The organism is Salinisphaera sp. T5B8 (genome assembly GCF_040361255.1).
Classification (GTDB): Bacteria; Pseudomonadota; Gammaproteobacteria; order Nevskiales; family Salinisphaeraceae; genus Salinisphaera.
This window is the reverse complement of the sequence record NZ_APNG01000001.1, coordinates 65492-91624: the sequence shown is the minus strand read 5'-3', so window position 1 is coordinate 91624 and position 26133 is coordinate 65492. Positions and strand designations below refer to the sequence as shown.

General features: G+C 62.8%; 28 protein-coding genes. 22 read left to right on the top strand and 6 right to left on the bottom strand.

Annotated features, from left to right (window positions below; genetic code table 11):
- Positions 1-69: 69 nt before the first annotated feature.
- Entirely contained in the window at positions 70-780 is a 711-nt protein-coding gene (locus tag T5B8_RS00465; protein WP_353175268.1) for a TetR/AcrR family transcriptional regulator, read from the bottom strand.
- Positions 781-925: 145 nt separating this feature from the next.
- On the opposite strand from T5B8_RS00465, the gene T5B8_RS00460 reads away from it, so the two are divergent.
- From T5B8_RS00460 to T5B8_RS00445, 4 genes are read left to right on the top strand one after another with little or no spacing between them, the layout of a single operon-like run.
- On the top strand, positions 926-3424 hold the full coding sequence (locus T5B8_RS00460; protein WP_353175266.1) for an acyl-CoA dehydrogenase: 2499 nt from the start codon (positions 926-928) through the stop codon (positions 3422-3424).
- Positions 3421-4680, top strand: a complete 1260-nt coding sequence (locus tag T5B8_RS00455; RefSeq protein ID WP_353175265.1) for a serine hydrolase domain-containing protein — start codon at positions 3421-3423, stop codon at positions 4678-4680. Before T5B8_RS00460 ends, T5B8_RS00455 begins: the two co-directional genes overlap by 4 nt.
- Before the next feature lie 6 nt (positions 4681-4686).
- Positions 4687-5988: an alpha/beta hydrolase gene (locus tag T5B8_RS00450; RefSeq protein WP_353175264.1), complete on the top strand. Its 1302-nt coding sequence runs from the start codon at positions 4687-4689 to the stop codon at positions 5986-5988.
- A 25-nt stretch (positions 5989-6013) separates the two neighbouring features.
- A complete protein-coding gene (locus tag T5B8_RS00445; RefSeq protein ID WP_353175263.1) occupies positions 6014-6292 on the top strand; it encodes an acyl-CoA-binding protein in 279 nt (92 codons plus the stop codon).
- Here the strand turns inward: T5B8_RS00445 and T5B8_RS00440 are convergent.
- Both T5B8_RS00440 and T5B8_RS00435 read right to left on the bottom strand, forming a co-directional pair.
- Positions 6289-7407, bottom strand: coding sequence for a hypothetical protein (locus T5B8_RS00440; protein WP_353175262.1), 1119 nt, complete (start codon positions 7405-7407; stop codon positions 6289-6291). The two genes, T5B8_RS00445 and T5B8_RS00440, sit on opposite strands and share 4 nt — an antisense overlap.
- Complete coding sequence (locus tag T5B8_RS00435) at positions 7404-7619, bottom strand: hypothetical protein (RefSeq protein ID WP_353175260.1); 216 nt, start codon at positions 7617-7619, stop codon at positions 7404-7406. Before T5B8_RS00435 ends, T5B8_RS00440 begins: the two co-directional genes overlap by 4 nt.
- A gap of 294 nt (positions 7620-7913) precedes the next feature.
- Here T5B8_RS00435 and T5B8_RS00430 point away from each other — a divergent pair, with 294 nt between their 5' ends.
- Entirely contained in the window at positions 7914-9278 is a 1365-nt protein-coding gene (locus T5B8_RS00430; RefSeq protein ID WP_353175258.1) for a 3-oxoacyl-ACP reductase, read from the top strand.
- Between the two features lie 117 nt (positions 9279-9395).
- Here the strand turns inward: T5B8_RS00430 and T5B8_RS00425 are convergent, their stop codons facing one another.
- The 3 genes from T5B8_RS00425 to T5B8_RS00415 are packed head-to-tail and all read right to left on the bottom strand — an operon-like array spanning position 9396 to position 11607.
- Positions 9396-10283 (bottom strand): alpha/beta fold hydrolase, encoded by an 888-nt coding sequence (locus tag T5B8_RS00425; RefSeq protein ID WP_353175256.1) that lies wholly within the window; start codon positions 10281-10283, stop codon positions 9396-9398.
- On the bottom strand, positions 10276-10722 hold the full coding sequence (locus T5B8_RS00420; RefSeq protein WP_353175254.1) for a DUF3429 domain-containing protein: 447 nt from the start codon (positions 10720-10722) through the stop codon (positions 10276-10278). The genes T5B8_RS00425 and T5B8_RS00420 overlap by 8 nt, the downstream gene beginning before the upstream one ends.
- Before the next feature lie 39 nt (positions 10723-10761).
- The gene (locus tag T5B8_RS00415) at positions 10762-11607 is read right to left on the bottom strand and encodes a uroporphyrinogen-III synthase (protein WP_353175252.1); all 846 of its coding nucleotides are present in this window, start codon (positions 11605-11607) and stop codon (positions 10762-10764) included.
- A gap of 128 nt (positions 11608-11735) precedes the next feature.
- Here T5B8_RS00415 and T5B8_RS00410 point away from each other — a divergent pair, with 128 nt between their 5' ends.
- From T5B8_RS00410 to T5B8_RS00330, 17 genes are all read left to right on the top strand, one after another.
- Positions 11736-12110, top strand: coding sequence for a hypothetical protein (locus T5B8_RS00410; protein ID WP_353175251.1), 375 nt, complete (start codon positions 11736-11738; stop codon positions 12108-12110).
- Positions 12107-12517: a hypothetical protein gene (locus T5B8_RS00405; protein WP_353175249.1), complete on the top strand. Its 411-nt coding sequence runs from the start codon at positions 12107-12109 to the stop codon at positions 12515-12517. The genes T5B8_RS00410 and T5B8_RS00405 overlap by 4 nt, the downstream gene beginning before the upstream one ends.
- A 115-nt stretch (positions 12518-12632) precedes the next feature.
- A complete protein-coding gene (locus tag T5B8_RS00400) occupies positions 12633-13022 on the top strand; it encodes a hypothetical protein (protein ID WP_353175247.1) in 390 nt (129 codons plus the stop codon).
- A 144-nt stretch (positions 13023-13166) separates the two neighbouring features.
- Positions 13167-14576 (top strand): flagellar filament capping protein FliD, encoded by a 1410-nt coding sequence (fliD, locus tag T5B8_RS00395; RefSeq protein ID WP_353175245.1) that lies wholly within the window; start codon positions 13167-13169, stop codon positions 14574-14576.
- Positions 14577-14607: 31 nt separating this feature from the next.
- Complete coding sequence (fliS, locus tag T5B8_RS00390) at positions 14608-15069, top strand: flagellar export chaperone FliS (RefSeq protein ID WP_353175244.1); 462 nt, start codon at positions 14608-14610, stop codon at positions 15067-15069.
- A gap of 5 nt (positions 15070-15074) precedes the next feature.
- A complete protein-coding gene (fliT, locus tag T5B8_RS00385; protein WP_353175242.1) occupies positions 15075-15416 on the top strand; it encodes a flagellar protein FliT in 342 nt (113 codons plus the stop codon).
- Positions 15417-15443: 27 nt separating this feature from the next.
- The gene (gene fliK / locus T5B8_RS00380; RefSeq protein WP_353175240.1) at positions 15444-16583 is read left to right on the top strand and encodes a flagellar hook-length control protein FliK; all 1140 of its coding nucleotides are present in this window, start codon (positions 15444-15446) and stop codon (positions 16581-16583) included.
- Positions 16580-16876 carry an EscU/YscU/HrcU family type III secretion system export apparatus switch protein gene (locus T5B8_RS00375; protein ID WP_353175238.1) on the top strand — a complete coding sequence of 99 codons (297 nt, stop codon included), beginning with the start codon at positions 16580-16582 and terminating at the stop codon, positions 16874-16876. The genes fliK and T5B8_RS00375 overlap by 4 nt, the downstream gene beginning before the upstream one ends.
- A 360-nt stretch (positions 16877-17236) precedes the next feature.
- Positions 17237-17695: a flagellar transcriptional regulator FlhD gene (flhD, locus tag T5B8_RS00370; RefSeq protein ID WP_353175236.1), complete on the top strand. Its 459-nt coding sequence runs from the start codon at positions 17237-17239 to the stop codon at positions 17693-17695.
- A 12-nt stretch (positions 17696-17707) separates the two neighbouring features.
- Positions 17708-18262 (top strand): flagellar transcriptional regulator FlhC, encoded by a 555-nt coding sequence (gene flhC, locus T5B8_RS00365; RefSeq protein WP_353175235.1) that lies wholly within the window; start codon positions 17708-17710, stop codon positions 18260-18262.
- A gap of 125 nt (positions 18263-18387) precedes the next feature.
- Positions 18388-19269, top strand: a complete 882-nt coding sequence (motA, locus tag T5B8_RS00360) for a flagellar motor stator protein MotA (RefSeq protein WP_353175233.1) — start codon at positions 18388-18390, stop codon at positions 19267-19269.
- Entirely contained in the window at positions 19266-20222 is a 957-nt protein-coding gene (gene motB / locus T5B8_RS00355) for a flagellar motor protein MotB (protein WP_353175232.1), read from the top strand. The genes motA and motB overlap by 4 nt, the downstream gene beginning before the upstream one ends.
- 120 nt (positions 20223-20342) lie before the next feature.
- Positions 20343-22442 carry a chemotaxis protein CheA gene (gene cheA / locus T5B8_RS00350; RefSeq protein WP_353175230.1) on the top strand — a complete coding sequence of 700 codons (2100 nt, stop codon included), beginning with the start codon at positions 20343-20345 and terminating at the stop codon, positions 22440-22442.
- 36 nt (positions 22443-22478) lie between these two features.
- The gene (locus T5B8_RS00345) at positions 22479-22979 is read left to right on the top strand and encodes a chemotaxis protein CheW (RefSeq protein WP_353175228.1); all 501 of its coding nucleotides are present in this window, start codon (positions 22479-22481) and stop codon (positions 22977-22979) included.
- Positions 22980-23501: 522 nt separating this feature from the next.
- Positions 23502-24368: a CheR family methyltransferase gene (locus T5B8_RS00340; protein ID WP_353175226.1), complete on the top strand. Its 867-nt coding sequence runs from the start codon at positions 23502-23504 to the stop codon at positions 24366-24368.
- Positions 24365-25021 carry a chemoreceptor glutamine deamidase CheD gene (locus tag T5B8_RS00335; protein ID WP_353175224.1) on the top strand — a complete coding sequence of 219 codons (657 nt, stop codon included), beginning with the start codon at positions 24365-24367 and terminating at the stop codon, positions 25019-25021. The genes T5B8_RS00340 and T5B8_RS00335 overlap by 4 nt, the downstream gene beginning before the upstream one ends.
- Complete coding sequence (locus T5B8_RS00330) at positions 25018-26091, top strand: protein-glutamate methylesterase/protein-glutamine glutaminase (RefSeq protein WP_353175222.1); 1074 nt, start codon at positions 25018-25020, stop codon at positions 26089-26091. The genes T5B8_RS00335 and T5B8_RS00330 overlap by 4 nt, the downstream gene beginning before the upstream one ends.
- Positions 26092-26133 lie beyond the last annotated feature (42 nt).

The following is a 26133-nucleotide window of genomic DNA, read 5'->3' as shown; positions in this document are numbered from 1 at the left end:
TTCATTGGCGGATAACCTGCCTGCCCTGAGCGCAGCCAAGTGCGTCTCGTACACAATCAAGCGGCCCCCTTATTCCGAGGCCGCCTTGTCCAGCGGGTCTTCGTCGGATTCGGTGGCTTCGTAATGCTGGGCGCCAAAGATCATGGCGCGGAACATGATCTTGGCTTCGCGCGCCATTTCGGCCGCGGTCAGGCCGGTGTCTTCGGTCAACCACTCGGCGATGAGTTCGTTGAACATGCCCACCAGTGCGACTGAGGGCAGGTGGTAGTCACGCGCGGGCAGCACACCGTTTTCGGCCATGAGTTCGGCATAGCGGCGGATGATTTCGGCCAGCTGGTGTGTGGTCTCGCGGCGCTTTTTCTCCATGACCTCGGATACGCCCACCGCCTCGATACACAGAATGCGCCCGCGGCGCGGATCATCGAGCAGGAAATAGACAGCGGCTTCGATGGTGTCGGCGACACGCTGGGTCAGCGGCGTGCGCGTTTCGGTCAACGACGCGCGCACGATCTGGTCCATGCGTTGCACCAGCTCAGCGTGCACGGCATGCAGAATCGATTCGCGGCCTTCGAACTGCTCATAGAAGTGGCGCGTCGAAACCTTGGCATGCGAACACACGGCCTCGATCGGTGTGGCGGCATATCCGCGTTCGCCGAACAAATCAGTGCCGGCGGCTATAAGCCGCTGATAGCGCTGCGTTCTGAGCTGTTCAGCGCTAAGTCCGCGATAACCGCGACGGCGCGGCTTGCGAGTGGATGACTTCGGATCTGTTTCTTTCACGTGCTTATGCCTGCTTGACGAGCAGAGTCGTCTTGCTATTATCTGAAAACCATTCTTTTTCGAAAACGGGACGTACCGTCATGCCTCCATGAGATGAGGGCATCGGCGGCGATGACAACCCGTTCAAAGACGGAAACCTATAGTCATGACAGCAACTATTGTCGCACTAGTACTGGTTAGCCTGTATTGGACGTTGCTCTACCGCGGTGTATCGCTGCCGGTATTCACCGGGGTAACGGTCGCTGTCGTGGCTGCGCTATGGGCTGTTGGCGTACTTGGGCCGACCGGTGTGGCTGTCGTTGCTGTGTTGATCGGCGTGCCGTTGGCCATCTTCAATATCGTGCCGCTGCGGCGCGCATTGATGACTAAACGTTTGTATGGCGTGTTCCGCAAGATTCTTCCGGAAATGGGCCCGACCGAAAAGGAAGCCCTGGAAGCCGGCGATGTCTGGTGGGAAGCCGAGATGTTTCGCGGCCGGCCTGACTGGAAGCAACTGCACGATTTCCAGCTGACCCAACTGACCGCCGAAGAGCAGTCGTTCCTCGATAACGAGACCGAAAAGCTATGCGCGATGATCGACGACTGGCAGGTCAACTTCGAGCTCAAGGACCTGCCCGAAGACGTCTGGGACTACATCCGTAGCAACGGCTTCTTTGCCATGCTCATTCCCAAAGAGCACGGCGGCCTCGGTTTTTCGGCCTATGGCCAGTCCTGCGTGGTGGCCAAGATCGCCACACGTTCGCTGACCGCGGCGGTCACCGTGATGGTGCCGAACTCCCTGGGGCCGGGCGAACTGCTCACCCACTACGGCACCAAGGAACAACAGGAAAAATGGCTGCCGGGTCTGGCCTCGGGCAAGGAGTTGCCCTGTTTCGCGCTCACCGGCGTGGAAGTCGGCTCGGATGCCACCAAGATGCCCGATACCGGCATCGTGTGTAAGCGCACCATCGACGGCGAGGAAGTGCTGGGTCTGTCGCTGAACTTCAACAAGCGCTATATCACCCTCGCGCCGGTCGCGACGATGATGGGGCTGGCCTTCAAGCTCAAGGACCCGGATGGCCTGCTCGGCGACCCGGATACGGTTGACTACGGTATTACCTGCGCGCTGCTGGCCACCGACACGCCCGGCGTGAAGATCGGCCGTCGTCACTTCCCGGGTGCAACGTTCATGAACGGCCCGATCCAGGGCGAGGACGTGTTCGTGCCGATCGATGCGATCATCGGTGGACCGGACAAGGCCGGCAAGGGTTGGCGCATGCTGGTGGAATGCCTGTCGGCCGGGCGCGGTATTTCGCTGCCGGCGCTGTCCACGGCCACCGGCAAGGGCATGTACGGTATCACTGCGGCCTATTCGCGGATCCGTCGTCAGTTCGGTACCGAAATCGGCAACTTCGAAGGCGTTCAGGAAGGCCTGGGCGTGATCGGCGGCTATGCCTATATTCTCGAGAACGTGCGTAACCTCACCGCCTCGGGCGTGGATCACTGCACGCCGAGTGTGGTCACGGCAATGATCAAGTACCACGCCACCGAGATGATGCGCACGGTCATCACTCATTCGATGGATATTCATTCCGGGCGCGGCATCATCATGGGCCCGCGCAACTATCTGGCCGCGGCCTATCAGGCCCTGCCCGTTGCGATTACCGTCGAAGGCGCGAATATCATGACGCGCAGCCTGATGGTGTTCGGCCAGGGTGCGATTCGCTGCCATCCCTATGTCTATAGCGAGATGGAAGCCGCGCACAATCCGGATTTCAACGCCGGCCTGCAGGAGTTCGACCGTCTGCTGTTCTCGCATATCGGCTATTCGGTGAACCGGGCGGTGCGCGCGTTCACGCTGGGTATTACCGGTGCGCGCCTGGCCAAGGCGCCGGTCGACAACGCCATGTCCGGCTATTACCAGCACCTGGAGCGCTTCTCGGCGGCGTTGGCATTCTGTGCCGATCTGTCGATGGGCACGCTCGGTGGTGCGCTCAAGCTCAAGGAGTCGACGTCCGCGCGTCTGGGTGATGTGCTGAGTCACTTGTATATGGCCTCGGCCACGCTCAAGGGCTTCGAAGTCAACGGCGGCACCGACGAAGACAAGGTGCATGCCACCTGGGCGCTGGAGTATCACCTGCACGCGATCGAAAACGCCTTCCACGAGTTCGTGCGCAATTACCCGGTCAAGGCGGCGCGCCCGGTGCTCAAGCTCATCGCGCTGCCACGCGGGCGTCGCTTCTCGGGCCCGACCGATCGCCAGAACGCCGCCGTTTGCGACATGATGCTGGGTATGAAACTGGATTCGGAGTTCGGCAAGCGCATGAGCTACGACCTCTATATCGGTCGCGGCGAGAACGACCCCACCGGTCGTCTGATGAACGCCTTCGAAAAACTCCAGCAGGTCGATAGCTTCTACAGCGATTTCCTGCGTGGCGTGAAGCATGGCGAGATCGAAGGCGAAACCGTGGAAGATCAACTGCAGGACGCGTTGTCCAAGCAGTTGCTCAGCGCCGACCAGGCCGATCAGATTCGCGAGTACGATCGGCTGCGCTACGACGTGCTGCTGACCGACGACTTCAGCAAGGAATATCTGGTCAATCCGCTGTCGGAGGAGGCACGTCGCGCTGAAGGCCGGCCCGCGGATCTGCGAATCGCGTCATGACCCGGAACCTGCTCGGCGCACGACTGGTCGACGTTGGTGACGGCAACCTCGCCGGAATTACCGGCGTGGATGCTGCTGCGGAGGCGTCGCCACACGAGGCCGGGCTGACCGCGGGCGCGGTCGACTCGATCTGGTCGAGTGTGGAGGCGCTCTATCGTACGGGCGCCTATCCGGCGGTTACGTTCTGCCTGCGTCGACGCGGGCAGATCGTGCTCAATCGCTCGATCGGCTATGCCCATGGCGGCGGCCCGGGCGAAAGTCGCGGCGCGCATGCGCGTCTGGCCGAGCCGGATACGCCGATATGCCTGTTTTCGGCGAGCAAGGCGATTACCGCCATGCTGGTGCACAAGCTCGCCGAAGAGGGCGGGATCGATCTGGATAATCGGGTCTCCCATTACTTGCCGGAGTTCACCGGCGGCGGCAAGGATCGCACCACCATCGCCCAGGTGCTGTCGCATCAGGGTGGTTTTCCCATGTTCGATGTCGATGCCGCCGACGGGCCGGAGACCCTGCTCGACTGGGATCGCTGCATCGAGCTGATCTGTGCCGCGCCGGCTGAAAAGGGCGGTAAGCGGCTGGCTTATCATGCGATCACCGGCGGGTTCATTCTTGCCGAGGTGATCCAGCGTGTGACCGGCATGGCGTTCACCGATTATTTGGACAGCCGCTTTCGTCAGCCGCTGGGCATGCGTTATTTCACGTTCGGTTTGGAGAAATCCGAGCGGGCGCGCGTAGCTACCAATTATGTGGCCGGTCAGCCGGTGCGTTTCCCGATTTCCCTGCTGGCCAAGCAGGCTTTGTCGGCCCATTTTTCCGAAGTGGTCGATGTATCCAACCGCGACTATTTCATGGACGCGGTGGTGCCGGCCGGCAATCTGTATGCCACCGCCGAGGAATTGTCGCGCTTCTATCAGATGATGCTCGACGGCGGCGCCTACGAAGGCCACCAGGTGCTGGCGCCCGCGACCATTCGGCGTGCGGTGCGACCGGCGGTGCGGCTGCGCTACGACCATACGCTCAAGATCCCCATGCGCTATAGCGAAGGTCTGATGCTGGGCGTGAATCCGTTCGGTCTGTACGGGCCGATGACCGGGCATGCCTATGGGCATCTGGGCTTCATGAATATTCTCGGCTGGGCCGATCCCGACCGCGATATCGCCGCGTCGCTGATGGTGACCGGCAAGGCGATTCTCGGCGGGCATCTGCTCGCCCTGGGCCAGTTGTTGAGTACGCTGTCCTGGCAATGTCGAAGCTGAATCGTTATGTCTGATTCCAGAACAACGTCGACCGACAAGTCATCGCATGCACTCGTGCCAAGATCGCAGGTCGCGCCCACGGTCGCCGCCCGCGGCGTGTGGTTGCGCGGCGGCCTATCCATGGCCGCCGACGCGTTCGTGGGCTCGGTGAATATCGTCAACGGCATCCACCAGGCGGTTACCCGCACGGTCGGGCGTCTTGCGCCGCCTGCCCGACCGATCGGGCGCGGCAGCGATTTCATCTACGGCCGGGTGCGCGATATCGGCCGATTGAGCTTTTTCGGCGTTCGTCAGGCCGCAGGCCTGGCGGAAACCCTGGTGCCCGAACGCAAGCGCGATATGCCGCAGCGGCTGGCGCTGGGCGTGCACAGTGCGCTTAATGGCGCATTCGGCGACTATCTCGAGCGCAGCGACAACGAGCTCGCCTTGTCCATGACCCTTGTGGATGAGGCCGGGCGCGCGCTCGATACCAGTGCCGACGGCCTGCGCGGTGCGCTGGCCAGTCCGAGTCCGCGGGTGGTGATACTTATCCACGGCCTGGGGATGAACGACCAGCAATGGCGCCAGTCGGATCGCGCCGACTTCGGGCAGCGTCTGGCACGCGACTTCGGCTATACGCCGTTACGCCTGCGCTACAACAGTGGTCGGCATATTTCCCAGAATGGCCGCGATCTCGCCGCCTTGCTGCAGACGCTGTATACGAATTACCCGGTCGCGATCGAACGCCTGACGCTGGTTGGCCACAGCATGGGCGGGCTGGTGGCGCGAAGCGCGTGTCACTACGGCGAACAGGCGGGCCAGGACTGGCTGCGCGCGCTGTCGGACATGGTGCTGCTGGGCTCGCCGCATCTGGGCGCGCCGCTGGAACGCCTGGGCCGTCAGGTCACGCATATGCTCACGCGCCTGCCCTATACGCAGCCGCTGTCCGTGATCGGCGAAATACGCAGCGCCGGGGTCAAGGATCTCAGTCACGGTCACCTGCGTGATGAGGACTGGCAGCAGGATACCGGCGTGAAACCCACGCCGGCCGAGGCACTCGCCAGCCCCGATCATGTCGGCCATTTTCTGGTGGCAGCCACGCTCGGGCGCCGCGGCGACGACCCGCTTGGCCGCTGGTTCGGCGATCTGCTGGTGCCCGTGACCAGCGCGGTGGGCCATGCCGACACGCCGGCTCGGCGCCTGCGCGCGCGCGATCAGGATGGCCGGATCTTCTATGGCATGAATCATTTTGCGCTCGTGCACCACGACGATGTGTATGCCGCAATCGCCGAATGGCTGGCGCCGCGACTGACGTCAGCCGCTCATTAACCACCGACACGGGAGTCTTTTGGCTATGTCCGATCTGGAAAGCCGTTTTCAGGAAGCGGTCGAAAAAGTTCGTAACGCGCCCGAGGACGGCGGTTTCAAACCGTCCAATGAATACAAGCTCAAGATGTACGCGCTCTATCGTCAGGCCGTCGACGGGGATGTACAAGGCAAAAAGCCCGGCATGCTCAACCCGATCGCGCGCTACAAATGGCAGGCCTGGGCCGATATGAAGGGCAAGAGCAGCGAAGATGCGATGCAGGAATACATCGCCGAGGTAGACAAGGTCGAAGCCGAGTACGGCTAGGCGGCCAGCGTGTCAGCGAGCAGGCCACCGGCGCATGCCTGTTGTGCGCGCAGGCGCACATCGGGCGCAAGCTGGGCACTGGCTTCGCGTAGCACCGCCAGATCGCTGTCCTGTTCCTGCAAACGGCGATCGAGTTCCCAGAGGAACGGTTTGCGTTGCTCGGCGGCGACTTCCAGCACGCGTGCAACCTGGGCGGCGCCCATCGACGGTGTCTGGTTGCGAAAGCGCGCCCACAGGTCGTTGGCGATGACCGAGTCGATCACGCTGCGTATCACCGCCGCGTCGGCAAAAGCCGGCTCCTGGGCCAATGTGCCGATCATGCTGCCGGGCATCTCGTCGGCGATCTGTAGCAGTGCCGGCCAGAGGTCGTCCTCGGTCGCGGCCTGGATGAGCGAATCCAGTATGGTCGCGTCCTGGGCCATGGCCAGTTCGGCCATGGCCAGGCGCGATGCCTTGCCGATACGCAGCAGCATGGCGATCACTTCCGGCCATAACCCTTCGGCGGCGGCAGCCGCCACGATGGCCTTGCGTCGCTCGGTATCCAGATGCTCGATCACCGTGTCGAGCTGGTCGCTGCTCTCGACGAAGAAACCGATTTCCAGCAGATCGCTTTCCTGCTCGATGGCATCGGTGGCCGCCAGCAGCGTTTGTCGCGGCAGCACGTCCACGAAGCGACCCATGGTGATCATCTCGCCGCGTGCCAGCAGCAGGCGCGTAATCGCGATCGCGCGCTCGACCGGAAAGCCGGCGATGATCGGTTTGGCCCGTACCGGGTCGATATGCAGGCAGGTATCGGCAAGAAAGTCGTCCGACAATCGTGCCGACAGATCGATCGCCTTGCGCGGCGGCATTTCGCCGGCGATACGGCCCGAAAGCGTCGGCCCGAGCACGCGTTCGGAGATGCGCGCGCTCAGCGCCAGCGGCAAAATCGAAGACAGTCGCGCAAAACCGGTGAATGAAGCACGAAATTTTTCGAAAAGCGCTTCGGTGATGCCTTCACGCATGGCGCGCAGGCGCTCGGCTTCGAGGTAGTCCAGATGTTCGAGTTCGGCTACCTCGGTCTGGAGCACGCGTGCGAGCTTGACCAGCTCCGCCTGAATCGCCGGATGCCTCATGCCGAACCCAGGAATAGTTTTTGTACGCGTTTTCTCAGCGGCGCCGGCACCATGCTCACCGCCTCGTCGAGCGCGGTTTCGAGCATGCTGCGTTGATGGCGAGCCGCCTTTTTCATCAAGCCGTGCAGGTGTTCGCGTTCGTCCGGCGGCAGGCCGTCGATCACGGCCTGGGTTCGCGAATCCAGGGGCAGGTGATCCTCGTCACGTGTCATATCGTTATTGCCTCCTACGCCGTGCGCCAGCGCCTTGCGAAAGCCAGTCTGGCGTTTGAAAACACCTTGTTCGCATGATGCTACAGCAAGGCGCGCGGGCCCGCAGGCCACATCAGATACTGGTCCGATACAGCCTGTCATGCGCGCAGACAAGCAGTTCGGTTTAAAGATATTTGCCAAAAATAGGGCGTTACGAGCCTTGCTTTGACAAGGCGCTACTCTAAACTTAATCATGTTGCAGTGCACGATGAGCGGTCGCAGGCCGACTCGCTGCCATTCAATCGAGGAGTTCACATGAGTGATTATCTAGTCCGGGCATCGTCGAATTCGACGGTTCGCAATGTCATCAAGACGCTGGGTCTGCCGACCCCGACCGAACTCGCCCGCGATGAGGGCGCCTATCAGGAGCGCTTTCTCGACGACGAAAAGATTCTGATCGGCGCGAGCGCCAATGCGAGCGTGATCGCGAATATCGGCACCACGCTCGAAGCGGCGGGTGCGAACGTGCAGCGTGCAGACAAACCCACGCCTGCCGACGACGAAAAATTCGACGCGCTGGTTTTCGATGCCACCAACATGGCCGATGTCGGCGAGCTCGATAGCCTCTACGACTTCTTTCACCCGGTAGCGCGCAAGCTCACCCGCAACGCGCGGATCGTGGTGCTGTCGAGCCCGCCCTCGGCTATGGAAACCGTATCCGCGGCGGCCGCGGCGCGCGCTGTGGAAGGCTTCGTGCGTTCGCTGGCCAAGGAAATCGGCCAGCTGGGTTCGACCGCCAACATGCTCTATGTCGAGCCGGGCGCCGAAGAGCGCGTGACCGCGCCGCTGCGTTTTCTGTTGTCCGATTACAGCACCTTCGTCGATGGTCAGCCGTTGACCGTCACCAAGGCCGGCAACATCCCGGAAACGCTGCCGGCGACCCAGCCCCTCAAGGACAAGGTGGCCCTGGTCACCGGTGGCGCACGTGGCATCGGTGCCGCCACGGCGGAGCGACTGGCCCGCGAAGGCGCCACCGTGGTGTGCCTGGATATTCCCCAGGATCAGGACACCCTGGAGGAAACGGTGGCCGGTTTCGGCGGCACCGCGTTACCGCTGGATATCACGGCCGACGACGCGCCGCGCCAGATCGCGGATTTCTTCAAGGACAAGTTCGGCGGTGTGGATATCGTTGTTCATAACGCCGGCGTGACCCGCGACAAGACGCTGGCCAACATGCCCGATCATTACTGGGACATGGTGATGAGCATCAACCTCAAGGCGATCATCCAGGTCGACGAGGTGCTCGATAGCGAGAACATCATCAATGAGCACGGCCGTGTGATCTGTCTGTGTTCGATCGGCGGTATCGCCGGCAACCGCGGCCAGACTAACTACGGCGCCACCAAGGCCGGGCTGATCGGGTTTGTCGAACGCCGTGGTACCAGCGATCGCGAGCGTGGGGTGACCGTCAACGCGGTCGCGCCGGGCTTCATCGAAACCCGTATGACCGCGGAAATGCCGTTTGGCGTACGCGAGGGCGGTCGCCGACTGTCGTCGCTGTCACAGGGCGGTACGCCGCGCGATGTGGCCGAGGCGATCACCTTCCTCTCGACCCCGGGCGCAGGCGGTATCTCCGGCAATGTACTGCGTGTGTGCGGCCAGTCGTTGATTGGCGCCTAGGGCCTGTCGTCGCGAGATAGGCCCTACGCCGGGCGATGACCAACCCGGCATGAAACGCTTCATGCCGGGTTGAATGCGTTAGCCATAACGAGCCGGCCCGTTTTCGGGCCGGCTTTTTCATGCCTGGCTGGATGACGTGTGCGTATCGAGCCAGTCGGCGACCCGCGGCCAGATCTCGGCCTGCGCGGGCTTGCTGACCACGATGCCCGGATGATCGAAATCCACGCTGTAGCCGTGGCTGATGCCGGCGCGCTCGAATTGCGTATCGGTACTGGAAAAATGGCCGATAAAACGTTCGCAGCCCGCGCTCGGGTCGACCCGGTCGGCCGCGCCGGATAGGGCGAGTACCGGCTGGGTCACGCGGGCCAGCGTGGCGCGCAGGTAATCCTGGCGGCGACCGGTTTCCACCCAATGGGTCGCGTCCATCATGGCAGCCGTGGGTTCGTTTTCCGGGCCCAGTCCGGCCGCACGCGCGGGGAAATACCCCAACAGGCGAGCCAGACCCCGGGTGAGGCGATTGGCCGGCCAGTCGAGCATACGTTTGCCGACTTCGAATTGACTGGCGAACAGCACCAGCCCCGCGACCGCCTCGGCTTCCAGATAGCGTGCACAGGCCAGCGCGCTCATTACGCCGCCGAATGAATGCCCGATCCAGAAGGCTGGCCGCGGGTCCTGCGCCTGGAGGTGGCGTTGCACGGCCGGCAGGTCGTATTTGACGTGCTCGATCAGCCCCGCGCGCCCGGGGCTGGCCGGCGAGTCGGATAGCCCGCGGCGTTGCACGATCACGCCCGGGTAACCGCGTCGCGCCAGATAAGCGGCCAGGCCGATCTGCTTGTCCGATAACCAGAAGCGCCGCCCGGTGAACATGCCGGGGACCAGTAGCACGGGTGCGCGGGCGTTGACCGCCTCGGCGAGCACATGGGTTATCTGGCAACAGCCGCCGTCGGCACCGGTGACCGTCTGGGTTTCGACCGTCAGCGCGGCGTCTGCGTGATCGTCAGCCACGGCTCACCCGCCAGGCAATGGCCACGATACACAGGGTCACCACCAGGGTGAGTAGCCGGCGCAGCTGCAGAAAACCACGGCTTTGCCAGCCGCGCCGTGCGCCGTGTTCGTCGATCAGCCAGGCGGCCAACAGCGCTGCGATCAGCAGAATGGCCCGCCAGGGCGCGGCCGTGAGCAACGCGCCCCAGGCGACGATGGCCGGCACCACGGCCAGCGCCATGTCCAGGCCCGCCGCGCGCCCGGCCGCGAGCATGCGTCCCCATTGCACGCCGCCGATGAAGGCCACGATCGTGGCCAGATAGGGCAACAGCCAGCGCAGCGCGGTGCGTGCATCCAGTGCATAGCCGCTATAGGCGTAATACACGCCCGCCGCAAACGGCACGAGTGCCAGCAAACCGAGCGCACAGGCCACAGGCAGGGCAGAGCGTTTCTTGGCCATGTCGAACAATCAATACAAGGAAAACGCGATCTTACCCGCTCACGCCGAGCCCGCGTTGAAGTGTGCGACCATCGTGCGCACCAGTGGCTTCATGAAATAGTTGCTGTCGGGCATGAGCGTGACCTGTACACCCTCGGCTTCGAGGCGTTCGGCCACCAGTGGGCCCACTGCGGCCACACACAGCCCGTTCAGGGCCGCGGTAAGGGCTTCATCGCGTTCGTTGGCGCGGGCGACCTTGTACAGGCGCTTGATCTGTGGGGAACTGGTGAAAGCCACCGCGTCGAGTTCGCCGGCCACGATACGCGCGATGAAATCCAGCACCTGCGGCGTTTCGGCCTCGTCGGCGTAGACATAAGGCGCGACCGCCTGTACATGGGCCTGTTTGCGCGCAAGGAAATCCATTAGCGGCGTGTTGGGGTCTTCGCCGTAGAGCTGTACGCCCACGCGATGCCCGGCCAGGTCGATATCGGCCAGCGCTTCGATCACGCCCTGGGTCGTCGGCTGGGTAGCGGCGACATCGCTGCGCAGTTTGAGTGCGCGTAATTCGCGTACCGGCTTGGGTCCGCGCGTGATCGTGCGGGCAGCGTCGAGGCGCGCGATGAACTGCGTGAGGCGCTCGGGGCTGTCGCGCTCGGCGAAGTCGCGCAGCCGGCGCAGGCCTTCGCCGGTCAGCCAGATCATGTCGTCCAGGCCGTGGTCGATAACATCGTTTAGCCAGCGCTGGACATGCGCGTGATCGGGTGTATCGCGGATATCCACCAACGGGCAGCGTAGCGCGACCGCGCCGCGGCGCTCGATCATGTCGGCGAACAGGTCGAGCTGGCGCGATTCCGGTACGCCGATCCGGCGGCCTTCGAGGTCTCGAACTTCAGGTGCAGTCGTCATCGGGGCTCAGAGCGTCTGGCAAGCCAATGCACCCAGTGTAGCGAGTGAGCACGCACCTGACAGTTGCTATCGCGCGCCGGATCACGTCACACTGACATCGAGTATTGGCACGGTCCGGAAGACAGTCCATGACGCTTGCAGTCGGTATCAGTATTGTTTTCGCGCTTGCCCTGGCCGTGGTGAGCTATCTGCTCTGGCGTGCATACCGTCGGCTGGATGCGCTCAATGGCCAGATCGATCAGCTCGCCCATGATCTCGAGCACGCCAACGAAGAGCTGGCCGGTGCGCTCAGCGAGGTCAGCGGCAGTCGCATCATCGTGGAGGTCATCAACCCCATGACCCTGGCACGCGCGCGTTCGCGCTGGGGCGCGGCTCTGGTGGGTGTCGCACCGCGCATGATTCGTCGCCGTGTCTATGAAATCGTCGCCCGCGAGATGAAGCAGCAGCTTGCCGAGCAGGGTGTCGAAGCGCACCTGGATATCTTCCACCCCACCGGCTCATGATCGTCATCGCCGCCGTTATCGTTGCGTTCGTGGCCGTGCTCGTGGCAGCGGTCCGGCTGAACATGGCCGTTACTGACGCGGGCGAGCGTTTTCGTGTGCTCGCCGCCGGCTACGGCGATGCCGGCCTGCTGGTGGGTGCGCGCCAGCGCTTCCGGCGCCGCCAGGAAAGCGTGGAACAGGCCGTGGATACCGGCACCGTGGGCCTGCAGACCGCGCATCGTACGATCTCCAGCTGGTTCGGCAAGCAGCAAACCGGCGAAGGCTTTTACAACAACGTGCGCGCATTCAACCGCAATCTGGGGCGTACGGTTTCCGGGCTGTTCGCTCCCGGGCCGAAGAAACACAGCGAAAGCCTCGAGGAGTGGCGTGAACAACAGGACTCGGACACGCCGCGCGACAAGCGTTGAGCGCTTAGGTGCCTGCGCACGGCCCCGTTTCGTGCGCCCATGGCATGCAGGCTGTCGATCCTGGGCTACGCCGGCTGTGCTCAAGAATCGGAATGTCGCGGCCGTTAAATCCAGGATGAAACGCATCAATCCCACTCTGGCCGGCGCGGGCGCGCTGATATTCGTCATAGCGATGGCCGTCCCGCCGGTCTGGGCCCAGGCCGCAGGCGCGCCACCGCCTGATGCAGGCACGAATCACGCCGGCCAGGGCACGCATCATGCGCCGTCTCGCCACGGGTACGGCTATCCAGCGCCCGAACTCGAGATCTACATGGCGCCGGAAAACGAGCGCTGGCCGTCGAATTATCTGCCCGACAACTATCGGCTGCATGGCTACGACGGCGAACCGGATCGTGCCACCGTGTGTAGCGGCGAAAGCGGGCGTACCTATGCCACGCGTACGATCGAATGCCCCGATGGCCAGCAGGCCGAAAAGCCGGGACGCAGCTGGTCCACGGCACCGTAAACATCGTCGTGGCAAGGCTCGCGAAAAACGGGCCGAAAAAAGTTTTCTTTTCCTGGCTTATGCATTAAAGGATTCGTGACCCGGCGCCGATAGGCACTGCAACCACGCTCGTTGTATCGAGCAGGCGTTATTCGCAGGTATGCCATGGCACTTACATCGTCACTAGGAATTGGCTCGGGACTGGATCTGAGCTCGCTGCTGGACGGGCTTCGTACGTCCGAGCAGCAGCGTCTGGTTCCGCTGCAAAAACAGGCCAGTAGCTATAACACCAAGTTCTCGGCCTATGGCACGCTGCAAAGCAGCTTCGCCAATTTTCAGTCCGCGGCCGAAGCGCTGGGCAAGGCCAGTCTTTACGAAGGCGTCAAGACCAGCGTCGAGGGCGACGCGTTTAGCGCCGTGGCCAGCGAAAAGGCCGACCCGGGCAGCTACAGCATCGAAGTCGATCAGCTGGCCCGCAGCCAGTCGCTGGTCAGCGCCGGCCAGGCCAGCGTAGACGAGCAGATCGGCAACGGCGGCACGATCACGCTGTCGCTGGGCAATAGCGCCGGTAACGTCAGCGAAACCGTGGATATCGAGCTCGACGCCGCCGACAGCAGCCTGTCCGGCATTCGCGATGCGATCAACGCTGCCGATATCGGCGTTAATGCCTCGATCGTCAATGATGGCAGCGGCACGCCCTACCGGCTGGTGTTGTCTTCCAATACCACCGGTACCGACTCGCAGATTTCGGTGAGCGTGGCAGAAAACAATGACGACGGCTCCACGCCGCTGGCGGATCTGCTCGATTACGACAGCGCCGCGGGCAGCGGCGCGATGAGTGAAACTGTCGCCGCGCGCGACGCCCAGCTCTCGGTCAACGGGATTGCCGTCGTCAGCCAGACCAACCGTGTGGAAGAGGCCATTGCCGGGGTCACCCTGACGCTGTCCAAAACCACCACCGAGCCGCAATCGCTGACCGCCACGCGCGACACCGATGCCGTGAAGTCGGCGCTGCAGAAGTTCGTCAAGGCCTACAACAGCGTCAACTCGATTTCGGACAAGCTCACTGCCTTCGATGCGGAAAAAGAAATCAGCGGCGTGCTGCTGGGCGACTCGACGGCGCGTACCGCCGAAACACGCGTGCGCGGTGCGCTGAACACGCCGATCAGTGGCGGCACGTTCTCGGGGCTGGCCGAAATCGGCATCAGTCTGCAGCGCGACGGCACCATGGAAATCGACGACGAAGCGCTCGACGAGGCGCTGGCGAACAATCTCGCCGATGTCGGGCAGCTGATGGCCGGCAGTGACGGCAATGACGGCCTGTCGCAGGTGCTGGTATCCACGCTCGATGCCGTGGCCGGTGACAACGGCCTGTTGCAGTCCGCCAGCGATGGCATGAAACAGCGTATCGACAGGCTCGGCGACCGCATGGAGCGCGAGCAGGAGTCGATCGACGCGACCATCGCACGCTATCAGAAGCAGTTCGTCCAGCTCGACTCGCTGATGGCGTCGATCAACTCGACCAGTAATTACCTCACTCAGCAATTCAAGTCGCTCAGCAATCAGGGCGATTAGTCAAAACAGACACTAAAGGCAAGGAACGCTCATGGCTTCTTACGCAAACCGTGCCGCAAGCGCTTACAAGACTCTCGGCGTCGAAACCGCCGCAATGAGCGCGAGCCCGCATCAATTGATCGTGCTGCTGTTCGACGGCGCGCGCAGCGCCCTCGGGCGGGCCCAGTGGGCTATTTCGCAAGGCGATTCCGCTGGCAAGGGCCAGGCGTTGTCCAAGGCGATCGATATCATCGAACTCGGCCTGCGTGCCGCGCTCGATATCGAGCGCGGCGGCGAGATCGCCGAACGGCTGGATTCGCTATACGATTACATGACCCGTACCCTGATCCGGGCCAACATCAAGAGCGATACCGCGCTGATCGCGCACGTGGATACGCTGCTCGACGACATTGGTTCGGCCTGGAAACAGATCGGTAACGGTGCCGCCCCGGCGACGGCCAGTGCCGCGCCCACGGCCGCGACCGCTTCGGCTTACGCACTACAACAGGCTTGAGGGACATGAACCAGCAGCAGCAGGATATCGTCGCCGGCTATTGTGCGCTTCTCGATCTCAACAAGAAGATGATCGAGATCGCGGTTGCAGGCGAGTGGGAAAATCTGGTCGAAATGAAAAGCGAACACCTGTGTCAGGTGGAAGCGCTGATGAATATCGAATACGACGTGGCCGTCAACGATGCGTTTCGTGAAGCCAAGCGCGCCGTACTGATCCAGATCGCGGCCAGCGAACAGGAACTGCGCGAACGGCTCCAGCAGCGTATGGACGAGTTGTCGGGCGCGCTTTCTCAGGCGCGTTCCCAGCGGCGGGTCAAAAACGCGTATGAAAAGAACGCGGTCTGCTAGTCAGCATTTAAAGATAGATAGGCGACCGTGAGCACGATCACGCCGATGCTCGATACGCTGTTGCCGCAGGTGTTAGGGCGCCGTGCGGACATGGCGCGTTTTACCGGTGCGCGGGTCAATATCCCGCTCGGGCCGGTGGATCCGGTGGTCAGCGTACGCACCGACGGCTTCGATCGGCCGACGCCGGGCACCGGGGCCGATGCCACGCGTGCACGCGGCTCGGGTGAGGCCGATCTGTCCACCCAGGGCGGCGGCGCGCGTCGTACGGGCGAACAGCCCGGCGCGCGCGAGATCGCGACCGGCACGCGTTATCTGCCGGCGGCCAAGCAGCCGCCGGCGGGGCCTCATGCCGAGTCCGCCCGCGCCCAGTTCAGCCGCGAGGGCGGCTTGATTGCGTCGCTGCTCGCACGTCGCCCGGCGCCGGTGGCCCATACCACGCCTGCGCATGCAGCCGCGCTTTTCGGTGCCGCCCGGGTGCCGGCCACGCCCATTCTGGCGGCTATTCTCGGTCAGCAGGTCGCACACAGCGGGTTGTTCTACGAATCCCATCTGAGCAAGTGGTTCGATGGCCAGCGACCGCTCGCCGAACTGCTGCAGGAGCCGCAGAATCAGAAGTCGCACAATCCGGCCTCGCAGGGCGATGCGCGGGCGTCGTCGACCCATGCGCCTGCCACGAACACGCGCCAGAGTTTGGCGAATGCCAGCGCCAACGCGTTGCTGGCCCCGGGTACGTTCGATACGGCGGCCGCCCAGGCGCGCGGTGAAGGTGCGCGCGGCGATGTCGTCGACGAGCGTCTGCTATCGGTGGTTCGCCAGCAGCTGGATGTGCTGAGCAATTCGGTCTTTCGCTGGCACGGTGATGCCTGGCCCGGCGTCGACATGCAATGGGAGATCCATGAGCACGGCGATGACGGTACGCCGCGACGCGGCCAGGACGAGCAAGGCGAGGCGTCGTTTTCGACCCGCCTGCGTCTGGAGTTGCCGCGTCTCGGGCCGGTGGAGATCGCGCTCAATCTCGCCGGTGGGGCGATCGAGGTTTATGCCTTTGCTTCGAGCGCGCAGGGCGCGGCCACACTCGCGCCCGCCACCGGCGAACTGAAGGCGCGGTTCGAACAGGCCGGTTTCGATCGTGCCCATGTCGAACTTATCGAGGAAGCGGTCGAATGAGTGCTGTCGATCGCTCTCAGTCCCGCGACGAACGCGCCAGCGTCGTCGCCCTGCGCTATGCCGAACAGGATGACGCGCCACGCGTGGTCGCCAAGGGTTATGGCGATATCGCGCAATCCATCATGGATCGGGCCGAAAAACACGGCCTGCACGTACACCGCTCGCCCGAGCTGGTCCGTCTGCTCATGCGTGTCGATCTGGACGATCGTATTCCCCCCGAACTCTATGTGGCCGTGGCGGAACTGCTGGCATGGGTCTACCGGCTGGAAAACGCTGCTGACGCGAAATCGTAGAATCGAGCGCAACACTGCGGCGTAACGTTCACATTTCGTTCGTATCAATCGCGCACAATCCAATATAGAATAAAGGAATGTCGTTAATCGACGACAGTGCGATACGCTGTGTCTTTGCTTTTTCCCACGCGCTGTTGCATTTTTAAAGATACGGCGTTTCAGAAAAGGCACCGAGAGGCGGGCATTCTTTCGAGACGGAAAACACAGGCTTACAGCGGTTCGGGCCTGCCCGGCCGGCGCACGAGGGTGACGCGCCGTCAGTACGGGTAACGCTGTCGTTTCACGGCAGGCTTTCGCGACGTCTGCTGCCCGTTTCACGGTACGCTTGTTAGCGACGGGCGTTTTGGTAGGGGAGATAAAATGAGTGTTGATCATCTACTCGATGACGTCCGCGATCTGAATCTGTCCTATCTGATTCTGATGCAGCGGCTGATCAATACCGATCGCGAGCTGGCGATGTTTCGCCTGAAGATCGACGAGGACATGGCCGACCTGCTCAGCCAGATCCCGGTAGCCGATCTCGCGAAGCTGGCCCGTTGCAACCAGTTGCTATGCCATTTTTCACTCGATAGCGCCGACCAGCTGTTCGCGCTGATCGATGCGCCGCGTGACGACGATATGCGCCGCCTGCATGCCGGGATTCTGCTGTCGTCGCAGAACAAGCGAAAGAGCGATCGTCGTACCGGTGAACGACGCGCGGCCGGCGACCGGCGTAGCACGGACGGTCCGGACGAGGCCGATGCCCCGGCACGTCGTGGTCAGCCGCGTCGCGAGGCCGACCGCGAGGCGCAGCGTAAAAACGGTAGCGGCGAAGGGTAATCGACGAGCCGCATGAGTCCAACGACGAACAAAAGCGTTATAGACGAGGCCAAGCAGATCGGGCTGGCCATCGAGCTCATCGAGCTCGGCGCACGCCTGCAGGTACTGCAGACCGAAACCGATATCAGTCGTCGTCGGTTAATCAATCTGTACAAGGAAATCCACGGTGTCTCGCCGCCCAAGGGCATGCTGCCGTTTTCGACCGACTGGTATGTCACCTGGCTGCCCAACATCCATTCGTCGCTGTTCTACAACACCTACTGCTACCTGCGCCGGCGCAAGGAGCGCAGCCGCATGGAAGCGGTGGTCAACGCCTATCGTCTGTATAACGAGCAGACGCCATTGCAGGATGACGGCAAGCCGGTGCTCAGCCTGACCCGGGCGTGGATGCTGGTGCGCTTTTTCGAAAGCGACATGATGACGCTGTCGGTATGCAACCGCTGCCACGGCAAGTTCGTCAATCGTGCATACAGCCTCGATCAGGATTTCGTGTGCGGAATCTGCCAGCCGCCCTCGCGTGCCGGCAAGACGCTCAAGAACGCGAAAAAGCGCAAGAAGAAAGCATAAGCGCGCGCTGTCTGCGCCTTCCGGCGCCAGCGATTCATTCAAGCTCTGGCCCTGTCGGCCGCTAACCCTTCCTAGAGATTGCGGGTTTACGTGTTTTTACGGCCACTCCATCAGGGAAGGCGACAGTGCTTATATTCTTGGGTTACGTCATCGTCATCGGGTCCGTGCTTGGCGGCTATGCCATGGTCGGCGGGCATATGGGCGCGCTGTACCAGCCGGCGGAACTGGTGATCATCTTCGGCGCGGGTATCGGCGCGTTCGTGGCCGCGAACAATGGCAAGGGAATCGGCGCCACGGTGCGTGTGTTGCCCAAGCTGCTGCGCGGCTCGCAGTATTCCAAGGAAATCTGTGTCGATCTGATGACGCTGCTCTACCTGCTGCTGGCCAAGGCACGCCAGTCGGGCATGATGTCGCTCGAGCAGGATATCGAGAATCCGCGCGAAAGCACGCTGTTCTCCGCCTATCCGAAGCTGGTCGAAGACAAGCTGATCATGGATTTTCTTACCGATTATCTGCGCCTGATGATCAGCGGCAACATGGACGCCTTCGAGATCGAGGCGTTGATGGACCACGAGATCGAAACCTTCCAGCACGAAGCGGAAGTGCCGGCCCACGGTCTGGCGGCGATGGGCGACTCGTTGCCGGCCTTCGGTATCGTCGCAGCGGTCATGGGCGTGGTCCACGCGCTGGGCTCGGCCGCACTCGACCCGTCGGAAATCGGCCCGCTGATCGCCCATGCCATGGTGGGTACCTTCCTGGGCATTCTGTTGGCCTACGGTTTCGTCAGTCCGCTGGCTGCACGCGTGCGCTCGCAGGTCGAGGAAGTCGTCAAGATCATGCAGAGCGTGAAGGTCACGCTGCTGGCCAATCTCAATGGCTATGCGCCGCCGCTGTCGATCGAGTTCGGCCGCAAGGCGCTGTTCTCGTCCGAGCGTCCGTCCTTCAATGAGCTCGAAGAACACGTACGCAGCGTGAAATCCGGCGGGACCGCCCAGGCGTCCTCGTGAGCGAGGCACACAAACGCCCGATCGTCATCCGCCGCAAGAAGGCGGCGAATCACGGCACTCATGGGGCGTGGAAGATCGCCTATGCCGACTTCATGACCGCAATGATGGCGTTCTTTCTGGTCATGTGGCTGTTGTCGGGCTTGAGTGCAGCCGAACGCGAAGAAGTCGGCGAGTACTTTCGGACCCCGCTCAAGGTCGCGATGATGGGCGGGGACAAGGCCTCGGCCAGCAACAGCGCTATTCCCGGCGGCGGCGACGATCCCATGCATTCGGAAGGCGAGGTATCACTGACCTCGCCCAATGCCACCAATTACCGGCCCAGCCACCGTCCGCTGCGTGATCTGCAGCGCAGCCTGGAGTCGATGATTCATGCCGACCCGGCGCTTGACGAGCTCAGCTCCCAGCTGAGTCTCAAGGTGGTCGAAGACGGCCTGCTCATTCAGATCAGCGACAGCAATAAACGGCCCATGTTCGCGCTCGGCAGTTCCGAGCTGGCCCCGTATATTCGCGATGTGTTGTCCAAGGTCGGGCCCAAACTCAACGAATTTCCCAACCCCATTACGCTGACCGGGCATACCGACGATCTGCGCTTTGCCACCGGCGATCGGCGCTACAGCAACTGGGAGTTATCGGCCGATCGCGCCAATGCGGCGCGGCGTGCGCTCATTCAGGGCGGCATGCAGCCCGACAAACTCTTGCGCGTCATCGGCGCGGCGGCGACCGCGAGCCGGGCAGGCGTCGAGTCGTCGGCCGCCCCGGCAAACCGGCGTATCAGCATTCTCGTGCTCAACGAAAACGCACAACATCGTATAGAGCAGGAAAGCGCGCCGCCGACCACAACCCTGTCTGCGGAAGCCGAGGCTGACGCCGCGCCGCAGTCGGGCAGCGAAAGCGGCGACGCTACAACCATGGTCAAGGTCAAAGATTCGGAAAAAGACGCCCAGTCCGGCTAAACGGGCGGGTAAGCGTAATTCATGTTCGGTCGAACACTAAAGCAACGCGCCGATTGAACGATATGTCTTGAGACATCGGTTTTTTGAGTCCGACCACGAGCGACAGCGGAATAACCAGGCATGACACTAGATATCGCCGAGTTCTACCAGACCTTCTTCGACGAGGCAGACGAACTGCTCGACGAAATGGAGCGCCTGCTCATCAACCTGGATATCGATACGCCGGATAGCGAAGATCTGAACGCGATCTTCCGGGCCGCGCATTCGATCAAGGGCGGTGCCGGCACGTTCGGTTTCACGCATCTGCAGGAAACCACCCACCTGCTGGAAAACCTGCTCGATCGCGCCCGTCACGGCGAACTCGTGCTCGATCGTACGGCGGTAGATCTGTTTCTCGAATGCCGCGATGTGCTCGCCGGGCAGATCGATGCCTACCGCGCGTCCAGCGAACCCGATCAACAGGCCTACGAAGACATCGCCCAGCGCCTGCGCACGCTCGACGAAAAGGGCAGTGCGGCGCTGGCCACAGGCGAGTCGGCTGCCAGCGCGGCGCCGACCGATGCCGAGCCGGACGCACAGCAAGCGCCGGCCGGTTCGGTGCGCGTTGTGGCGATCAGCGGTATCGAAGAAAGCCAGTCCGCCACGCTCGTCGAAGAGCTTGGGCTGTTCGGCGATATCGAAAGCCAGACCTTCGAAGGCGATACGCTGACCGTCACCCTCGCACAGCCGGCCGAGGCAGCGGATATCTCGTCGGTGCTGTGTTTCGTTGTCGACGAGGACCAGCTGCATTTCGCTGGTGCGGCGACGGCCGATAGCGACACCACCGCGCCGGCCCAGGACACCGATACCGAGCAGGCCGAAACTGCGGTCGCCCAGGCGGCCAGTGAAGCGGTGGCGGCAGAACGCACACCCGGCACGCAAGCGGCCGCGGCAGCCCAGAACACGCAAGAGGCGGCATCCGCACCGGAAGACAAGAAAGCCGCGCCCGCGGCCAAGTCCAAGGCGTCGGGCAAGTCGTCGAGCGAATCCAGTTCCCTGCGCGTATCGACCGAGAAGGTCGACGAAATCATCAACCTCGTTGGCGAACTGGTCATTACCCAGTCGATGCTGGAACAGACCATCGGCGGACTCGACAGCGAAGCGCACGGCGCGCTGCTTGAAGGTCTGAACCAACTGCAACGCAATGCCCGCGACCTGCAGGAAGCGGTGATGTCGGTGCGCATGATGCCCATGGACTACGCCTTCAACCGCTTCCCGCGTTTGGTGCGTGATCTCAGCGGCAAGCTGGGCAAGGAAATCAACCTGGTCACCGAGGGCGAATCGACCGAACTCGACAAGGGGCTGATCGAACGCATCATGGACCCGATGACCCATCTGGTGCGCAACAGCCTGGATCACGGTATCGAAACACCGGAACGCCGCAAGGCGGCCGGCAAGCCCGCGGCCGGCACGCTGACCCTGGCGGCCCAGCATCAGGGCGGCAGTATTCTCATCGATATTTCCGACGACGGCGCCGGTCTCAATCGCGAACGCATTCTGGCCAAGGCGCGCCAGAACGGCCTCGCGGTCAGCGATTCGATGAGCGATGACGAAGTCTGGCAGCTGATCTTCGCGCCCGGTTTCTCCACCGCGGAAGCGGTCACCGACGTGTCCGGGCGCGGCGTGGGCATGGATGTGGTCAAGCGCAACATCCAGGAGCTTGGCGGCCACGTGGATATTCGTTCCGCGGCCGGCGAGGGGACGACCATTCGGATCGTGCTGCCGCTGACGCTGGCGATCATGGACGGCATGCTCATTCGCGTGGGCGAAGAGGTGTTCATCATGCCGCTGGGCGCGATCAAGGAATCGATGCAGGTTCAATCCGACCAGCTCAAGCGCGTGTCGCAGGATACGCAGCTGGTCTATGTGCGCGGCGAATATCTGCCGCTGGTCGAAATGCATCGCGTATTCGATATCGATGGCGCGCAGACCGATGTGCTGCGCGGCATCGTCATGGTGATCGAAAGCGAGGGCCGGCATTACGCCGTGCTCGTCGACGAGTTGCTCGGTCAACGCCAGGTCGTGGTCAAGAACCTGGAAACCAACTATCGCAAGGTCGTGGGTATTTCCGCGGCCACGATCCTCGGCGACGGCAGCGTCGCGCTGATTCTCGACGTGGTTGCGCTGTCACGCGCAGGCCGTCAGAGCGAAACCCAGGCACGGCAGGTAGCGCCGGTCTGATTCCTTTCTACATGGACGTTACACGGAGTAAACGACATGGCTGAAGTCATTGCTAACGAAGCCCCGCGCGATGCCACCGCGGATATGGAAGTACTGGTATTCGCGCTCGGCGGCGAAGAGTACGGCGTGGATATCCTCAAGGTCCAGGAAATCCGCGGCTACAATCAGGTCACGCGTATTGCCAACGTGCCGGATTTCGTCAAGGGCGTAACCAACCTGCGCGGCAGCATCGTTCCCATCATCGACGCCCGGATCAAGTTCGGTCTGGAAAATGCGGCCTACGACCAGCATACAGTCGTGATCGTGCTCAACGTGGGCGAACGCGTTGTCGGCGTGGTCGTGGACAGCGTCTCCGACGTACTCACGCTCACGCCCGAACAGATCAAGCCGGCGCCGGATTTCGGCGTGAGTGCCGCCACGGAACACGTACTGGGCCTGGGCAGCGTCGACGATCGCATGCTCATCCTGGTGGATATCGATCGCATGATGAGCAGCCGCGAGCTCGCGCTCGTGGACGAGGTCGAGGCGGTCGCCTGAACCTGAGCCGTGGCACGGTTCGACGCCGTGCCAGAACACATCCGAAACGATGCCGGACAACGCTGCGCCGCGTACGGTGCGGCGTTTTTTGTTCCAGCGGCTGTCGACGCCATGCGCGCGCCGTTGTGGGGGCACCAACGTAGCCCCTGCAACGCGCGCGTCCCTGTGTCGTCGCGCCGCGCCCCGGACGCGCAACGCGTAGGGCGCCCTGCGTCAATGCTTCCAGGCGCGGCCCCGACCGTCGCGGCGAGCGCCGGTTAATGTGAAGATATGTCGGCAATACAGGGGTCTAGCGCCGTTACGCGGAATCGCTGTACAAGGGCACGACATTTCCTCTGGCCGCCAGCAGCGCTCGGCGCGAACTCACGGGAAACAGCAATAGCCCCTAAGGGTCTGAAAAAACGACGTATTAAAGAAAAAACGCGGTCGGTCGATCCTAGCTACAGGTCCGAATTTCTGCCTCAATCCAGCCGCATTGCAGCGCTGGTTCATGGCACGGGCCTCGCCATCTTCTAGGAGGGCTTGCCCGTGCTGGCTGTTCGAAACGAACGTGATCTATTACTGACGTCGGAAGACTTCGAGTGCGTACGGCGCATGATTCATGCGCGCGCCGGCATCTCGTTGGCGCCGCACAAAACGGAGATGGTCTATAGCCGCCTGGCCAAGCGTATCCGCGTACTCGGGCATACGCGCTTTCACGATTATCTGGCCATGCTGCAGGCCGATGCCAACCATCCGGAATGGGAAGAGTTCGTCAATGCGTTGACGACCAACCTCACCTCGTTCTTTCGCGAAGCCCATCATTTTCCGCTGCTCGCGGCCCACGCCAAGGCGCGCAGCGCGCCGCTCAAGGTCTGGACCTGCGCGGCCTCGACGGGCGAAGAGCCGTATTCGATCGCGATCACCCTGGCGGAAGCCCAGGCCCCGGGCCGCGCGCCGGCCAGTATTCTGGCCACCGATATCGATACCCGTGCCATCGAAGTCGCGCGCCGCGGCATCTATTCGATGAACGATGTCAGCAAGATGCCCCCGGAGCGGCTACAACGCTTTTTCTTGAAGGGCACCGGCGAGCGCGCAGGCATGGTGCGTGTGCAGCCGAGCCTTTCCCAGAACATCACCTTCCGGGCGCTCAACCTGCTGGACGCCAGCTGGGATATCGAAGGCCCGCTCGATGTGATCTTCTGTCGCAATCTGATGATCTATTTCGACAAGGCCACCCAAGCGCGTCTGCTGGAGCGCTTCGCCGGTCTGCTGCGCGAAGACGGCCTGTTGTTCGCCGGCCATTCGGAGAATTTTTCCAACATCACCCAGTCATTTCGTCTGCGTAGCCACACCGTCTACGAGCGCGTCGCGGGCAAGGGCACGCGTACGGGCAAGGTGTCGGCATGAGCATGCGTGACGGCGCCCGGTCGATTCAGAACGGCTCGACCCATACCTATTTCGATCAGCGCCATGGCATGGATGCCATTCGCGTACTGCCCAATGAATACGCGATCACCCGTGAAGACGTAGTGCTGACCACCGTACTCGGCTCCTGCGTGGCGGCCTGCCTGCGCGACCCGGTTGCCGGGGTGGGTGGGCTCAATCACTTCATGCTGCCCGCGGCCGGGCCCGATGTTGCCCCGAGCGAAGCGCAATCCATGCGTTATGGCGACTATGCGATGGATACGCTGCTGGAGGCGCTCTACCGACAGGGCGCGCGTCGCGAGCGTATCGAGGCAAAAGTCTTTGGCGGCGCGATGCTCATGAGCGGCGTGCAGGCCGCGCGGGTGGGGATTGCCAATTCCGATTTCATCCTGGCGTACCTCGACGGCTGCGGCATTGACGTGCTGTCGCAGGAACTCAAGGGCGATTGTGCCCGCCAGGTGCATTATTTTCCGGCCACCGGTCGGGTTCAGCTGCGCCGCTTGCGCGGCGGCGAACGCCGTATGGTTGCCCAGGATGTCGTGTTGGCCAACAAGCTGGCGCCGGTACTGCCGGTGGCAGGTGTGCTGTCGGCCACAACGACCTCGGCCAGCACGGGTAAGGAGACGACATCGTGAATACGACGGCCAAACGACCGATTCGTGTGTTGTGTGTCGACGATTCGGCCTTGATTCGCAAACTCGTCACCGAGATCGTCAATAACGAAGACGATATGGAAATGGTGGCCAGTGCGCCCGATCCGTTGGTGGCCCGCGAGCTGATCAAGAAACACAATCCCGACGTGCTCACGCTCGATGTCGAAATGCCGCGCATGGACGGGCTGGACTTTCTCGGCAAGCTCATGCGATTGCGGCCGATGCCGGTGATCATGCTGTCGTCGCTGACCGCGCGCGGCTCGGATATCACCTTGCAGGCACTCGAACTGGGCGCGGTCGATTTCGTGACCAAGCCCAAGCTCGATCTCAATCGCGGCCTGATCGAAAGCGGCCACGAAATCGTGGAAAAGATTCGCGGCGCGGCGCGCGCTACCCTGCGCCGGCCGACCCCCAGGCCCGCCGGTGCCCAGCCGCTGGTGGCCCCGCGGGTCTCCAGCGAAAAGCTGTTCATCGTGGGCGCATCGACCGGCGGTACGGAAGCGATTCGCGAGTTTCTCGAACCCATGCCGGCCGATGCACCAGCGATTTTGATCACCCAGCATATGCCGGGCGGTTTCACGGGCTCGTTTGCCCGGCGCATGGATTCGCTGTGCCGGATCCAGGTCAAGGAAGCCGAGCACGGCGAGCGTGTACTGCCCGGACGGGCCTATATCGCGCCCGGCGGCGAACAGCATCTGCGGCTGTCGCGCAGCGGCGCGAACTATGTCGTGGCGCTGGAAGCCGGCCCGCCCGTCAACCGACATCGGCCGTCGGTCGATGTGCTGTTCGAATCGGCCGCCAAGCATGCCGGGCGTAATGCAATCGGCATTCTCATGACCGGCATGGGCAAGGACGGCGCGCAGGGGCTATTGCAGATGCGTGAAGCCGGCGCGGCCACGCTCGCACAGGACGAAGCCAGCTGCGTCGTATTCGGCATGCCGCGCGAAGCCATCGCCATCGGTGCCGCGCAGTCGGTGGTTTCCATCGACGACATGGCAAGACACGCACTAGGCCTGCTGGGCGGGCCGGACAGTCGCGCGCTGCGCATCTAACAGGCGCCGGGCGCCGACCCGGCCAGTATTCACAACGCTTCA

What these genes read in the sequence shown, in the direction of transcription:
- T5B8_RS00400 (WP_353175247.1), top strand. Translation starts at nt 12,633, where the DNA reads ATGAAACGCATCAATCCCACTCTGGCCGGCGCGGGCGCGCTGATATTC.
- T5B8_RS00445 (WP_353175263.1), top strand. Translation starts at nt 6,014, where the DNA reads ATGTCCGATCTGGAAAGCCGTTTTCAGGAAGCGGTCGAAAAAGTTCGT.
- T5B8_RS00335 (WP_353175224.1), top strand. Translation starts at nt 24,365, where the DNA reads ATGAGCATGCGTGACGGCGCCCGGTCGATTCAGAACGGCTCGACCCAT.
- T5B8_RS00405 (WP_353175249.1), top strand. Translation starts at nt 12,107, where the DNA reads ATGATCGTCATCGCCGCCGTTATCGTTGCGTTCGTGGCCGTGCTCGTG.
- flhD (WP_353175236.1), top strand. Translation starts at nt 17,237, where the DNA reads ATGAGTGTTGATCATCTACTCGATGACGTCCGCGATCTGAATCTGTCC.
- cheA (WP_353175230.1), top strand. Translation starts at nt 20,343, where the DNA reads ATGACACTAGATATCGCCGAGTTCTACCAGACCTTCTTCGACGAGGCA.
- T5B8_RS00430 (WP_353175258.1), top strand. Translation starts at nt 7,914, where the DNA reads ATGAGTGATTATCTAGTCCGGGCATCGTCGAATTCGACGGTTCGCAAT.
- T5B8_RS00435 (WP_353175260.1), bottom strand. Translation starts at nt 7,619, where the DNA reads ATGACACGTGACGAGGATCACCTGCCCCTGGATTCGCGAACCCAGGCC.
- fliS (WP_353175244.1), top strand. Translation starts at nt 14,608, where the DNA reads ATGGCTTCTTACGCAAACCGTGCCGCAAGCGCTTACAAGACTCTCGGC.
- T5B8_RS00375 (WP_353175238.1), top strand. Translation starts at nt 16,580, where the DNA reads ATGAGTGCTGTCGATCGCTCTCAGTCCCGCGACGAACGCGCCAGCGTC.
- T5B8_RS00450 (WP_353175264.1), top strand. Translation starts at nt 4,687, where the DNA reads ATGTCTGATTCCAGAACAACGTCGACCGACAAGTCATCGCATGCACTC.
- T5B8_RS00410 (WP_353175251.1), top strand. Translation starts at nt 11,736, where the DNA reads ATGACGCTTGCAGTCGGTATCAGTATTGTTTTCGCGCTTGCCCTGGCC.
- T5B8_RS00345 (WP_353175228.1), top strand. Translation starts at nt 22,479, where the DNA reads ATGGCTGAAGTCATTGCTAACGAAGCCCCGCGCGATGCCACCGCGGAT.
- T5B8_RS00460 (WP_353175266.1), top strand. Translation starts at nt 926, where the DNA reads ATGACAGCAACTATTGTCGCACTAGTACTGGTTAGCCTGTATTGGACG.
- fliD (WP_353175245.1), top strand. Translation starts at nt 13,167, where the DNA reads ATGGCACTTACATCGTCACTAGGAATTGGCTCGGGACTGGATCTGAGC.
- T5B8_RS00420 (WP_353175254.1), bottom strand. Translation starts at nt 10,722, where the DNA reads ATGGCCAAGAAACGCTCTGCCCTGCCTGTGGCCTGTGCGCTCGGTTTG.
- T5B8_RS00415 (WP_353175252.1), bottom strand. Translation starts at nt 11,607, where the DNA reads ATGACGACTGCACCTGAAGTTCGAGACCTCGAAGGCCGCCGGATCGGC.
- T5B8_RS00440 (WP_353175262.1), bottom strand. Translation starts at nt 7,407, where the DNA reads ATGAGGCATCCGGCGATTCAGGCGGAGCTGGTCAAGCTCGCACGCGTG.
- fliT (WP_353175242.1), top strand. Translation starts at nt 15,075, where the DNA reads ATGAACCAGCAGCAGCAGGATATCGTCGCCGGCTATTGTGCGCTTCTC.
- flhC (WP_353175235.1), top strand. Translation starts at nt 17,708, where the DNA reads ATGAGTCCAACGACGAACAAAAGCGTTATAGACGAGGCCAAGCAGATC.
- T5B8_RS00455 (WP_353175265.1), top strand. Translation starts at nt 3,421, where the DNA reads ATGACCCGGAACCTGCTCGGCGCACGACTGGTCGACGTTGGTGACGGC.